Annotated in this window: 9 protein-coding genes; 5 read left to right on the top strand and 4 right to left on the bottom strand. The window is 68.5% G+C overall.

Going from position 1 to position 12438, the window contains the following annotated elements:
* Window positions 1-82: 82 nt before the first annotated feature.
* Both BLQ73_RS31995 and BLQ73_RS00725 read left to right on the top strand, forming a co-directional pair.
* Window positions 83-517 (top strand): hypothetical protein, encoded by a 435-nt coding sequence (locus BLQ73_RS31995; protein ID WP_176955201.1) that lies wholly within the window; start codon window positions 83-85, stop codon window positions 515-517.
* A gap of 591 nt (window positions 518-1108) precedes the next feature.
* Window positions 1109-1882, top strand: a complete 774-nt coding sequence (locus BLQ73_RS00725; RefSeq protein ID WP_093167162.1) for a lysophospholipid acyltransferase family protein — start codon at window positions 1109-1111, stop codon at window positions 1880-1882.
* Window positions 1883-2195: 313 nt separating this feature from the next.
* On the opposite strand, the gene BLQ73_RS00720 is transcribed toward BLQ73_RS00725, so the two are convergent.
* A complete protein-coding gene (locus BLQ73_RS00720; RefSeq protein WP_093167160.1) occupies window positions 2196-3401 on the bottom strand; it encodes a response regulator in 1206 nt (401 codons plus the stop codon).
* 353 nt (window positions 3402-3754) lie between these two features.
* Window positions 3755-4522 (bottom strand): LysR family transcriptional regulator, encoded by a 768-nt coding sequence (locus BLQ73_RS00715; RefSeq protein WP_176955200.1) that lies wholly within the window; start codon window positions 4520-4522, stop codon window positions 3755-3757.
* 306 nt (window positions 4523-4828) lie between these two features.
* On the opposite strand from BLQ73_RS00715, the gene BLQ73_RS00705 reads away from it, so the two are divergent.
* Window positions 4829-5959, top strand: coding sequence for a Fic family protein (locus BLQ73_RS00705; RefSeq protein WP_093167154.1), 1131 nt, complete (start codon window positions 4829-4831; stop codon window positions 5957-5959).
* Between the two features lie 46 nt (window positions 5960-6005).
* On the opposite strand, the gene BLQ73_RS00700 is transcribed toward BLQ73_RS00705, so the two are convergent.
* Window positions 6006-6812 carry an SAM-dependent methyltransferase gene (locus BLQ73_RS00700; RefSeq protein ID WP_093167152.1) on the bottom strand — a complete coding sequence of 269 codons (807 nt, stop codon included), beginning with the start codon at window positions 6810-6812 and terminating at the stop codon, window positions 6006-6008.
* A gap of 468 nt (window positions 6813-7280) precedes the next feature.
* Here BLQ73_RS00700 and BLQ73_RS00695 point away from each other — a divergent pair, with 468 nt between their 5' ends.
* Entirely contained in the window at window positions 7281-8432 is a 1152-nt protein-coding gene (locus BLQ73_RS00695; protein ID WP_176955199.1) for a DUF418 domain-containing protein, read from the top strand.
* Window positions 8433-8557: 125 nt separating this feature from the next.
* On the top strand, window positions 8558-10252 hold the full coding sequence (locus tag BLQ73_RS00690; RefSeq protein ID WP_093167148.1) for an N-6 DNA methylase: 1695 nt from the start codon (window positions 8558-8560) through the stop codon (window positions 10250-10252).
* A 30-nt stretch (window positions 10253-10282) separates the two neighbouring features.
* On the opposite strand, the gene BLQ73_RS00685 is transcribed toward BLQ73_RS00690, so the two are convergent.
* On the bottom strand, window positions 10283-12421 hold the full coding sequence (locus BLQ73_RS00685) for a UvrD-helicase domain-containing protein (protein ID WP_093167146.1): 2139 nt from the start codon (window positions 12419-12421) through the stop codon (window positions 10283-10285).
* Window positions 12422-12438: the final 17 nt, after the last annotated feature.

Raw genomic sequence — 12438 nt, 5'->3', positions numbered from 1 at the left:
TGAGGGTGCAGTTACGGCGATATGATCAGAGGCCCCGGCATCTGTGGTAGCTCTTGGAGAAGCCGACTGAGAGGGACGAGAGATGGCATACGGCTATCCCGACCCGCGCTACCCCCCGCACCCGCCGCCCCCGCGCTTCGGGAGCGCCACCGTGATCCTGCTGGTCTCCGGGCTCACAGGCGTCGCCGGGTTCCTCATCGGCATCTTCGTCGGCCTCGGCGGCGCACAGGCCGCCCCCGACCCGGCCCCCTCACATCCCGAAACCTTCATCGTCCCCACCGACCCCGCCCCCTCGGCCGCCGCCACGCCCCCACCCGCCTACGCCCCCCAGCCGGGCACCGCCCAACAGCCCGGCACGGCACCGCGACCCGCCCCCGGCGCCGACGGGATCGGCCAACAGCCGGGCACCGTTCAGCAGCCCGGCGCCGGGGTCGGCCAACAGCCCGGTACGGCGCAGCAGCCCGGAGCCGGCGGTGGGGTTGGATCGAGCCCGGTGCCGGGACTGGGGCCGGGGTAGGAGACGGAGGAGTCACCAAACCGACCGGGTCCAACATCCGCGGCCAGCTCGGTTACCTCTACGGCCCCGGCCGCCACGACGAGCACACCGACCCGCACATCGTCGCCGGCTTCGCCATGCTTGGCATGCCCGACCCCGGCCGCCCCGGACGCCACCCTCACCCAGCTCGGCCGCTACCTCGACGCGCCTTCCACGCCCAGGTGATGAGTCCGCCGGTGAACTCGTTGGCGGCCCCACAGAAGGCTCGACTGGCGGAACTGCGGAGACGGGGGCGGCCGGCCCTCGGCGCCTCAGACCTCCCGCTTGCGCAAGTGGGCCAGGACCTCCGCCACTGGCAGGTCGTACCGGTCCTTGCTGGAGGAGGGTGATAGCCACCTCGAAGACAACGAATACGCCGATCCCGTGTATCTGCAGGCGGTCTTCATGGCTTTCCTTGAATTTGAGACCGGGGTAAGGGTTGACGGGGACCTGTTGCATAACCTGCCCTACGCCTTGCATCTCTGATCGGGTCGGCGTTCGACGCAGGGGGTTGGTGGACACTGCGGCGAGGTGGGTCGCCTAGTTACTGGTGCGTAGGTTACGGTTCCGGATATGGCCGATATCGTGTATCCGCCCGTGATCTGGACATCGCTGACCTCGTTTCGCGCCTTGGACCTGAGGCTGCGCGTGGAAGGCGCCGAGCATGTCCCGAAGGCCGGGGGAGCGGTGCTGGCCGCCAACCATGTGAGCTACCTGGACTTCATCTTCGCTGGTTTCGCCGCCCGCCCCGCTGGGCGGCTCGTGCGGTTCATGGCCAAGAAGGAGGTCTTCGACCACAAGATCTCCGGCCCTCTCATGCGTGCCATGCACCACATCCCCGTGGACCGATCCGCGGGAGCCGCAGCGTATGACCACGCGGTGCGTGCCCTGCGGGGAGGGGAGATCGTCGGGGTCTTCCCCGAGGCCACGATCAGTCGCTCGTTCACGGTGAAGGATATGAAGAGCGGCGCCGTGCGCATGGCCGCCTCGGCCGGCGTGCCGCTGATCCCCGTCGCCCTGTGGGGCACGCAGCGTCTCTGGAGCAAGGGCTGCCCGCGCAATCTCCTTCAGCGGCACGTGCCGATCGCCATCGTCGTCGGCGAGCCCACTTTTCCCCAGGCCGACGACGACCCCGCCGCCCTCACCGCGGAATTGCGCGTCCGCCTGTCCGCCATGCTCGATCAGGCCCAGCGCGCCTACCCTGACATTCGCCCTGGCGCCTGGTGGCAACCGGTCCACCTCGGCGGCACCGCGCCCACCCCCGAGGAGGCCGCTGCTTTGGACACGGCCGAGATCGAGGCGCGCCGTACACGGCGGGGCGCCGGACACGACACCCCGCCTGAGTGATCCTGACGGCGGTCGCGCGGGTCGGCCGGGGAGAGCGGAAATGGCCGGCTGAAGGGGCCGGTATTTGGGGTCTTGCCGAAGCCTTTTAAGGCTCGAATGCGATGAAAAATAGGTCTATATGCGGGGTTGTCATTTCAGGCCAGGCGCTTACCGTGAGATCAAGCCTTTTGGGATCAGGGAGGTCGGTGGCCTCTGGAGGTGTTGACATTGTCGCGTCAACGGGTTGGTCCTTATCCGTATCCGTCGATCTGCATCAAGCACCGTGATCGGCGGGGTGATGGGTCCGCCGGTGAGCCGTACGGGCGGGGCTGTTTCAGAGGGTTAATCGGTAGAGGGTGAGCGGCCTGCCGCTCGACCCGCTGGTGAGGTTGCCGGTCCGCTCGGCGAGGCCGGCGAGTTCGAGGCGGTGGAGCATGCGCCGCGCCGTACGCTGCTGGACCGAGAGCTGCTCGGCGATCTCGCGGGTGGTGAGGGGCTCGCCGCCGGCCGCGGCCCGGGCCTGCATCAGCTTCGACAGCGTCGGCACCGACAGGCCGACCCTGCGGGCGATGACGGCGAGATTCGGTTCGCCGGCGGGGGCAGGGGCCACCGAGTCCAGCACGATGTCGGTGTCGGCGCGCAGCGACAGCACCGCCGCCACCTCGCCGATGCGCCGGGCGCGGCTGAGCGCCCGCCGGGCCAGGCTCTCGGCCTCCGCCGCGCTGCGGCCCAGACCGAAACCGACACGCGCCATCCGGTTGCGTGCGGCCAGCCTCGCCAGCATGGGCAGCCCGGAGAAGCCGCCGGTCGCGTCGTAAAGCGGCCCGCGGGTCGTCACCAGCAGGTGGGTGCCGCCCCGGAACGCCGCGAGTGTGCCGCCGAGCGCCGTCGCCTCGCGCAGCAGCCCCTCCTCCCTCTCCACCTCGATCAGGCCGAGGGCGATCTGGGCGTCTTCCTGAGCCCGGCTTTCCGCGGTCAGCAGAAGCTGCCGCAGCGCGACGCGGACGGAGTGCGCCGACGGCGTCAGCCGCAGCACGTGCATCTCGTCGCGGAGCGCGTCGTACACCGGGCCGAGGCAGGTGATGACCGGGTGGGCGGGGCCGCGGCGGTGAAAGGTGATCGCGTTCCTGTCGGTCAGCTCGGTGCGGTACGGCAGCATGCGCACATGCTCGATGGGCAGGCCCGCCTCGGCGAACGTGGCCGCCGCATCCGCCGCGGGCAGGGTGTCGATGGACAGGCGTGTCACGTCGAGGCCCTGGCGCTGGAGCCGTAGGATCGCGCTCAGCAGCGTCACGCCCGCGTGGTCGACGAAGGCGGCCGGCCTGGCGAGGGTGTCGGCGTCGCGGGCCCGGGTGTACGGCGCCACGCCTGTGAACAGCCATCCTTCGACGCCTGCGGTGTGCGCCTCGGTGATCGCGGGGGCCTGCGACTCGTGGTCGTAGTCCAGCCGCAGGGCGCTCACCCCCGGTTGCTCCTCGCAGACCGCGGCGACGTCGTCGACCAGATCGTGCGGGCCGACGACCCCGATGACGATTCTCACCCGAGCCTCCTTGCGCCTATTCAGTTTCCAAGTCCCGCTCGTCGATCTACTTCGGTATGCGCATCCTGCGTTGGGGGCAGGTCGAGCGGGAAACAGGAGTTGTACGGCTTCCGCGATGCGATCGCCCCCGATCCGGCATCGCGGCCCCTCGCCCGCCCGGCATGATCATCAACACGCCGATCATCGGGTCCGGGACCGTGGGCCCCATCTTGGCGCAGAATGCCGGTCCCTGTCTCCGCCGATGCGAAACCTCCGCCGCCGGTGGGCACGTCCCGTCCGGCGACGCCGGAGGGCGCGGCCGGGAGATCCCGGGGGTGGTCGGCTGATAGGCCGGCGGCGGCGCGGCGCGGTGTTCAGGCGGGGAGCCGGGGCCGGGTCTCCAAGCCGCCGGTTTCGGCGGTGTCGCGGGCGGCCTGGGCGAAGGCCCGCATCTGGTGGGTCTCGTCGCCGACCCGCCGGATGAGCCTCCAGTGGAGGGGCACGGCATTCCGGAACGGCACGTAGACGACATCCGACCATGACGTCGTCCGCGTGAGGCGGGTGGTGACCGCACCCGGTTCGTCCGCGGGGTCGAGGGCGTACGGCTGCCGCCGGGGCGACGCGGCGCGCGTGCGTCTGCGCGCGCGCGGCTCGCGGAACAGGACGGGTCCGGCGGTCAGGTCGGGCTCGTGGACGGGGAAGCCGGTGAACAGCAGCTCCGTCTCGCCGTCGCGCAGGGAAGTGAGGTGCTCCCCGAGCCGCACCTGCCGGATGCGGACCTCGCAGCCCGGGTGGCGGTGGCGGAACAGCCGGGCGGCCCTGACGAGGAAGTGTTCGCCGGTCGCGCCCAGCACGTCGATGCGGAGGAGGCCGGTGATGCCGCGCCCGGCGGCGGTCGCCAGGGCGATCCCCTGGCAGATCTGGTCGTAGCCGGGCCGCAGGTCTTCAAGGAGTTGCCGTCCGATCGGGGTGAGGGCCACCCGGCGGCTGGTCCGTTCGAACAGGCGCGTGCCGATGTGCCGCTCCAGTTCCTTGACCGACTGGCTGATCCGCGCGGTGGAAAGGTGCAACCGCTCTGCCGTACGGCGGAAGTGCAACTCCTCGGCCAGAGTCAGGAAAACTTCGATCTCGCGGCGTTCCACTGTCGTCCCCCTAGACGTTAATCCCCAGGTCAACCATAGTTGTCCTGTTCTTTACGATCTTTACCGGACCCCGTGAGAACGCGCTCTCGATCCGCTCGCGCAGGGAACCCAGGGACGTGAAGTGGTGCCCCGCCATGCCCATCCGCTCCGCCGCGCGGACGTTCTCCGCGCAGTCGTCGATGGAGACCGTGTCGCGCACACGCCATTGGAAGATCACGATTGCCGACCTCCACCTCAACCGGCGAGCCGCCAATGCTCCTAGCCGTTTAGCTTGCCTCGATGACACGATGATTGCATCATGAAGTCATGCTATTCGAGACGCCAAGGCTCGACGGGGCCGACCGCCAGGTGATCGAAGAGATCGAGAAGATGCGGCACGACCTTCGTCTTCACGTCCAGCCGCGGGCGCGCTGGACCAAGCACCTGCGGCGAAACCTCACCGCGAGGGCGATTGTGGGGTCGAATGCGATCGAGGGCTATCCGGCGTCGGTCGACGATGTCGAAGCCCTCATGGTCGGCGAGGAGTCGCTGGAGACCGATGAGGCGATCCGTTCGGAGCTGGAAGGCTACCAGCGGGCGATGACCTACATTCAGGCGCTGTCGGACGCCGGGGATGGTTTCCGCTATGAGACCGGGCTGCTCAACAGCCTGCACTTCATGATGCAGGAGCACCATCCGGACAAACGCCCAGGTCGGTTCCGGAAGGGAATGGTCTACCTTTCCAGCCCGGATGATCCGGTCATTGCCATCTATACCGGACCTGACACCGACGAGGTCGGCGGCTTGATGGAGGAACTGGTCTCCTGGCTCAACGAAGGCGACCTCGACGCGCCGGTCGCCGTTCGCGCCTCGATGGCGCATTTGAACCTGGTCAACATTCACCCGTGGGCTGATGGTAACGGCCGTATGTCCCGTGCGCTTTCCACTCTGGTCTTCTCGCGTGAGGCGCTGATACCCGCGGAGTTCTCTTCCATCGAGGAGTGGCTCGGCCGGGGGCAGAACACCTATGCCTACTACGAGATCCTCAAGAGGACCGGAGGAGCGCACTGGAGCCCCGACGGCGACGCGCACCCCTGGATCAGGTTCTGCCTGCGCGCTCATCACCTCCAAGCCCAGCAGGCCAAACGTCGAGTCGACCTGATCAGCCGGGCCTGGGGGATGCTCACGGAGGTCGTCGCGCTCGCCGGACTGGACGAGCGAGTCATCTTCGCTCTCCTGCCCGCATTCTGGGGGTCCAAAGTCCGCCGCGCCATCTACCAGCAGGATGCGGAACTGAGCACCCAGCAGTCGACCCGCGATATCCGGGACCTCTGCCGGTTCGGGTGGCTGACCGCTCAGGGGCAGGCACGCGGCCGGTACTACGTGGCCGGGCCTGCGATGCAACAGGTTCTCGACGCGGTGAAAAGTTCCACTGAACCGTTCCGCGAACCGTACTGACGCACGACGCGGACGTCGCGGAGAGGGTGCCCAGGGCTTGCGGGCGCTACGGCTTGCGGCCGATCGCGGCGTACATGTTGGTGTCGGTGTCCGCGAGAGGCGGATCGCCGGGAGCGGGGCGCCAGCGGGGCATCGGGACGACGCCGGGGGAGAGGAGCTCCAGCCCGGTGAACAGGCGTTCCACTTCGGCGTGGCCGCGCAGGTACATGGGGATGCCGCGGCGAGTGTATTCGCGGGCCAGCCGCTCGGACTCGGGGGCGAGGTCGCCCGTGGGGATGGTGATGGCGAGGTGGCTGCCCCGGGAGAGCGGCGCGAGGAGCGCCTCCACCAGGCCCTGGGCGTCCTCCACGAACTGCAGCATCGCGATCACGGTGAGCGCGACGGGCTGCGAGAGGTCGAGCACGTCGTGGAGGGCGGGGTCGCCGAGGAGGGCCTCGGGGGAGTTCATGTCGGCCTGGATGTAGACGATGCGCCCCTCGGGGGTGCCGGCCAGCAGCGCACGCGCGTGGGCCAGGACGATGCGGTCGTTGTCGACGTAGACGATCCGCGCGTCGGGCGCTGTCTCCTGCACCACTTCGTGCAGGTTGGGCGAGGCTGGAATGCCGGTGCCGACGTCGATGAACTGCCGCACGCCGAGCTCGGTGAGGTGGCGCGCCATCCTGTGCATGCACGCCCGGTTGGCCCGCATCGACGTGCGCAGTCCCGGCCAGTCCGCCAGCACCGCGGCCGCGGTCTCCCGGTCGGCGGCGAAGTTGTCCTTGCCGCCCACAATGTAGTCGTAGACCCGCGCCGAGTGCGGCCGGTCGGTCTGTAAGTCTATCGGGGCAAGTCCGTCCTGGGGGATGTCGGACATATCCGGATTTAGTCCTTTCGCTTATTCCTGTTGGGACGTCATCGCCAGGCTCTCAAGATCAACCATAAGGCACAAGTCGATCGGCTCGCTTTCAATCCATTCCAAACCAAGTGCCACATTTCAGCATTAATGCCCGGATTGATTGCGGCCCTCTGCCGAGGGCCGCCATTTCGATTATCGGAGCGCTTTGAAAACCGCTGCTCGAATGTCGGGCGGCGGCCCCGCCCGGGTCACCGTCTGCGGGCAGTCGGCCGAGTCCCCACGGGCTCCTCCCCAAGGAGGAGGGCACACGGCCTCCCAGAGGATGGTTTACGGCACCGGCCTCGATCATGCTTGGGGCATGAAAGCCAGAGAAACGATCGACCCGCGAGAAGGCGACGGGCGGTCCCCCAGGCACACCCCCCGTGTCACGCGGGCGGGACATCACGGTCTTTCCTCCGAGTGGGGAGTCGGCGGGGTGTGCGGTACATGACATTGACGAACGTGCGTCCCGTCCAGCCGCGCGTCCACGAGGTCGACACCATCCGCGGCTTCGCCCTCGGCGGGATCCTCCTCGCCAACATCGGCTTCTTCGGCGACCCCCGGCTGCTCGCCACGATCGGCATGGGCGCGACGGGGCCGGTCAACTTCGTCGTGCAGACGCTGGTGCTGTCGAAGTTCTACATCATCTTCTCGTTCCTGTTCGGCTACTCCTTCACGCTCCAGATGAGCTCGGCGGAGAAAGCCGGCGCCGGCATCGTCGCCCGCACGCTGCGCCGCAGCCTGGGACTGTTCGTGATCGGCGCGCTGCACGGCCTGCTGCTCTGGCCGGGCGACATCCTCACCCTCTACGCCGTGCTCGGCCTCGTTCTGCTGGCCCTTCGCCGCATCAAGCCGAAGACCGCGCTGATCACCGGGATCGTCCTGCTCACGCTGGTCGCCGCCTTCTACGCCCTCATCGCGTGGGCGATCACGCTGAGCCCCACGTCCGTCACGCTGATGACGCCGCTGCCTCCGGAGGAAGGGGCCCGCATGCTCGCGGCCTCGACCGCAGGGCCGCTCGACTTCCTCGCCGTCAACGTGTCCAACTACCTCAGCACCGTGCCCGCGATCTGGTTCGCGCAGGGGCCCACGGCGCTGGCGATGTTCCTCTTCGGCTTCGCGGCCGGCAGGTGGGGTCTGTTCCACCGGATCGACGAGTGGGCGCACCGCATGTCCGCCGTGCAGTGGGTCGGCTTCCTCATCGGCCTGCCGGGGGCGGTGGTCTACGCTTCGATGTTCAACATCAACGGCCCCGAGATGCCGGCTGCGACCGCGCTGCACACCCTCACCGCGCCGCTGCTCTCCGCCGCCTACGTGGTCACGCTGATCCGCCTGGGGAGGCGTTTCCCCGCCATCCCCGCCGTGCTCGACCCGGCGGGCCGCGTCGCCGCCTCCAACTACCTCGGCCAGTCCGTCCTGGCGTGCCTGGTCTTCACCGGGTACGGCCTGGGCCTGGCCGGACAGGTTCCCCCGCTCGGCGTGATGGCGATCGCCGTCGTCATCTTCGCCGTACTGCTGGCGCTCAGCGCGTGGTGGCTGCGCGGCCACCGCTACGGGCCGGTGGAATACGCGCTGCGCCGCTTCACCAACTGGCGCTGAGGCCAAGCGGCGCCGAGGCGGCCGGGCGGGGTTAAGTCGGGGTTTGCCTACCGCGGCATTCATGTTGACGCTGTCAATACACCTCACCCTCGGGATCAAGGGGTGGCCCGTGTACTGTTATCTCCATGAACGCCGATTCTCTGGTCTCGGCCGCCGAGATCGCGAGAGTGGCCGGGGTGACGCGAGCTGCGGTCTCCAACTGGCGCAAGCGATACCCCGACTTTCCCGCGCCTGTCGGAGGCGGAGGGCGCAATGCGTTGTTCGCCTCCTCCGAGGTTCACGCCTGGTTGGATCGGCAGCGCAAGGGCAACGACGTTTCCACCGAGGTCGTCCTATGGCAGGAGCTGCGGGGGCGGTACGGCGACGACATGGTTCGGGCCCTCGGCGATGTGTGTGAGCTGCTCGCCACCGGCTCCTCCGACGCCTTGAGCGCTGATCTGAAAGCGCTGATCAGCGATCTCGCCGAGGAAGATCCCCCAGAGCAGGTCATGCAAGGCCTGACGGAGCGTTTCATCGAGTCGGCCGGCCGTGCGGGCTCCGACCAGGTGTCGACCTCCCGGCTGATCCGTGCGGTGCGTCACTTCGCGGGGACGGCATCCGGCGCGGCGCTATCCCCGATGACCGGCACCGTGTTCGACCCGGCCTGCGGAATCGGTTCCCTGCTTCTCGCGCTTGGCGAGGCGGGCGGTGGAGCGTCGATCGGGCAAGAGCTCAACCCGCAGGCCGCCCGTCTGGCCATGATGCGCGCGCGACTTGCCGGGCGGACGGATGTGAAGGTCAAAGTGGGCGACTCCCTCCGTGAGGACGGCTGGCCAACCCTGCGCGCCGAGCTCGTGGTGTGCGATCCGCCGGTCAACGTGTCCGACTGGGGACGTGAAGACCTGCTGCTCGACGCCCGCTGGGAGCTCGGCGTCCCGACAAGGGCAGAAAGCGAGCTGGCCTGGCTGCAGCACTGCTACGCCCACGTCGCCCCCGGTGGGAGGGCGATTCTGGTGATGCCCCCCTCCGTCGCCTATCGCAAGGCGGGTCGCCGTATCCGCGCAGAGCTCGTACGGCGCGGCATTCTCACCCAACTCATCGCACTTCCGGCGGGCATGGCCGCCTCACACACCCAGCCCCTGCACCTGTGGATGCTCGCACGCCCGTCGGGCGCGGGAGGCGGGGTGTCCGCCGTCCGGCTGGTGGATCTCACGGACGCGGACCCCGACGGCCCGCTCCAACCCGCTCTTCACCAGATCGCGGACATACCGCTGATCGACTTGCTGGATGAGACGGTGGACCTCACACCGGCACAGCACATCACCGCCACCTGCGCCGACCATCTAGCGAACTATACGGCGACCCGAGAGGCCCTGCTGGGCAGACTCCACGAGCTGGCCGGCCTGCTCCCGCAGCTCGACTCGGGCCCAGGAGCCCTCGACGGCGCCACGGTCGGCGTGGCCGATCTGGTCCGGGCGGGCTTGGTCGAGCTCCTCGAACGCGATGCGGTCTCCATGAGTGACCGGCTCGACAACGACTTTCTGCACGGCTTCTTGCACAGCCCCGCGAACACCCGGCGCTCCACGAGCGCCAGTGGCGGTTTCCGGGCCGAGCTCCGCGGATCACGCATCCCCCAGATGAGCGTCGACGACCAACGGTTGTACGGCACCGCCTTCCGCACCATCGAGGACTTCGAGCGGAGCGTTAGAGATCTGGCGGAACTCAGCGCCCGCGCAGTCTCACTGGCACGCGCCGGCCTCACCAGCGGCGCTCTGCGCCCCTCCCCGCAACGCGATGACGTATCCCGCGGTGATGTAGGGAGTGAACGTCGGAGCGGGTGAGGACGCGGGTGCCTCTCACTCAAGGGTCCGTCACTGAGGGGGCAGGAACGGGCTGGGTGCCCCGCTCCAGGACACGTGGAGTGCTTCACGGGCCCGCGTGCAGGCGACGAAGAGGACGCAGCGCTCGCGGAGCATGTCGCTCTCGTGCTGGATCCGGTCGACATCCACTGGTGTGACCGCCTTGGTGAAGGGCACCGCTCTCGCGGTCACGCCGACCACGGCCACACAGCGGAACTCCAGCCCCTTCATCGCATGCATGGTCGCCAGACGCACCCCTTCGACGGCCGCACCCGGATGGTCCTTCACCCAGACCACCGGGGTGCCCGCCTTCTTCAGGCCGTCCTCCACCTTCTCCAGCAGGGCGGTGAACCGCGCGCAAACGGCGATGTCGGCGGGCCGTACACCCTGTCCGATCCACTCCCGCACCCGGTCCACCAGCGTCGCCACCTCGACCCTCTCGTTCGCCCGTCCCTCGGCGTGCGGTCGCTTTCCGCGGAGCAGCGACCGGTATCCCGCCAGATTGTCACTGCCCTCGCCGCCGAGGTCTTCGATTCGCGAGCGGTTGAGCACGCCGACGGACCAGGTCAAAATCTCCTCTGTACTTCGATAGTTGATGCGAAGGCGGCTGCTGCGCCCTGCGACCGAGATGCCGAGCGAGGCGAGCGTCACCCGCGAGTCGTAGATCCGCTGATGCGGATCACCCGTGATGAAAAGATCGTCCGGTCCTCGGGTGACCGCGGCGCGGAGCACCCGCCACTGCGCGGGATGCAGGTCCTGGGCCTCGTCGACGACGATGTGGTCGTATCCGTGCACGGTGAGATCCGCGTTGTTCAGCAGACGAGCGGCCTCGGCGCACACCTGCAGATGAGTGGCGGAGCCCGCCGCGCTCAGCTCCGCCGCGAACACCTTCATCGCCTTCCACAGGAGGTCCCGCTGTCGCGCTCCGAGACCCGAGCCGCGGCCCCGCCGATGGGCCCGGCCGTATTCCTCGCGGTCGGCGATGTTCTGCGCCAGGACGACATGCCGGAACTCCTGCGCCAGGAACTGCTCGTTCCACGGCAGGTCGAGGTGACGGCGCACGCCCGTCCAGATCTGGAGTTCATCGGCGTCCCCGATCGGCGTCGGCACGTGCCCCGCCACGGCCCGCACCGTACGGTGCGCGAAGGCGTTGACCGTGGTGATGTCGACGCGCGCGAGCCGATCCTCGTCCTCCAGAAGCGAGGCGAGGTTTTCGCGCAAGGTCCCGGCGAGCGCATTGGTGAAGGTCGTGAGCAGGACCCTGCTGCCGGGCGAGCGTGACAGGAGATGCTTGACGCGGTGCAGGGCCACCACTGTCTTACCGGTCCCGGGGCCGCCGGTCACCTGTGCGGGACCGTTGTAGGAGACGCGGTAGGCGACCCTCCGCTGAGACGGATGGAGGAACACGCGCCACGCGGCGAAAGGCTTGTCCAGGACGTCGGCCAGTTCCTCGGGACCGCTCACCATGGTGATGCGGCTGGTCGTGTTGGCTATGGCCGCCGCGAGACTCTCCGACACATCGGGCCCGGCGTCGGCCGGGCGGCGTTCGGCCACGACGTCCCGCCAGACCTCCTCAGGGGAGAATCCTTCGGCGAGGAACTGCAGCACTTCGAACTGGTCTTCGGGGAGCAGCGAGCCGAATGCCTCCAACTGCGACTTGTCGATGATGGTTCGTACGGCGGGCAGCACCTGCTCGTCGACGCCGAGATCACGGAGAACGCGGTCGGAGAAACGGGAGAACAGGAGCGACGGGGCGTTGGCCGCGGCCCTTTCCAGAGCGGGCGTGAGCTGCTCGATCGCGACCACATTGCGCACCTCCAGCGCCCGCGTGGCGGTGTTCACGGTGTAGAGGCGCTTGGCGGCCCAGCCGTAGGCGTCGTCATGCGGCACGACGTTGAGCAGGAGGAAGGTGTCACTGCCATCGTCGGGCGCCAGCACCACACCGCGCCAGAAGGCGTTGATGCGGATGGTCCGCATGCGTGAGTCCCGGGATTTCTCCACTGCTTCCAGGTGCAGGCCCTTGTCGGCGTGCAGTTCGGCGACGGTTAGTTGCTGGAACTTCGCCATTGCCGTGCGCACACCGGCTTTGACCTGCTTGTCCAGGACGTCGTAGCTCTCCCAGAAGCTGTTGGCGAAGGCGAGCTGAGGCATGGGGGGACCTCCTGGGG

The sequence above is a fragment of the Sinosporangium album genome (assembly GCF_900100605.1).
GTDB lineage: Bacteria > Actinomycetota > Actinomycetes > Streptosporangiales > Streptosporangiaceae > Sinosporangium > Sinosporangium album.
The sequence above is the reverse complement of the archived record's forward strand: the minus strand, read 5'-3'. Positions and strand labels throughout refer to the sequence as shown.

Excerpts from the sequence above, each read along its gene's own strand:
- BLQ73_RS00690 (WP_093167148.1), top strand. The coding sequence starts at position 8,558 with ATGAACGCCGATTCTCTGGTCTCGGCCGCCGAGATCGCGAGAGTGGCC.
- BLQ73_RS00685 (WP_093167146.1), bottom strand. The coding sequence starts at position 12,421 with ATGCCTCAGCTCGCCTTCGCCAACAGCTTCTGGGAGAGCTACGACGTC.
- BLQ73_RS00705 (WP_093167154.1), top strand. The coding sequence starts at position 4,829 with ATGCTATTCGAGACGCCAAGGCTCGACGGGGCCGACCGCCAGGTGATC.
- BLQ73_RS31995 (WP_176955201.1), top strand. The coding sequence starts at position 83 with ATGGCATACGGCTATCCCGACCCGCGCTACCCCCCGCACCCGCCGCCC.
- BLQ73_RS00700 (WP_093167152.1), bottom strand. The coding sequence starts at position 6,812 with ATGTCCGACATCCCCCAGGACGGACTTGCCCCGATAGACTTACAGACC.
- BLQ73_RS00695 (WP_176955199.1), top strand. The coding sequence starts at position 7,281 with ATGACATTGACGAACGTGCGTCCCGTCCAGCCGCGCGTCCACGAGGTC.
- BLQ73_RS00725 (WP_093167162.1), top strand. The coding sequence starts at position 1,109 with ATGGCCGATATCGTGTATCCGCCCGTGATCTGGACATCGCTGACCTCG.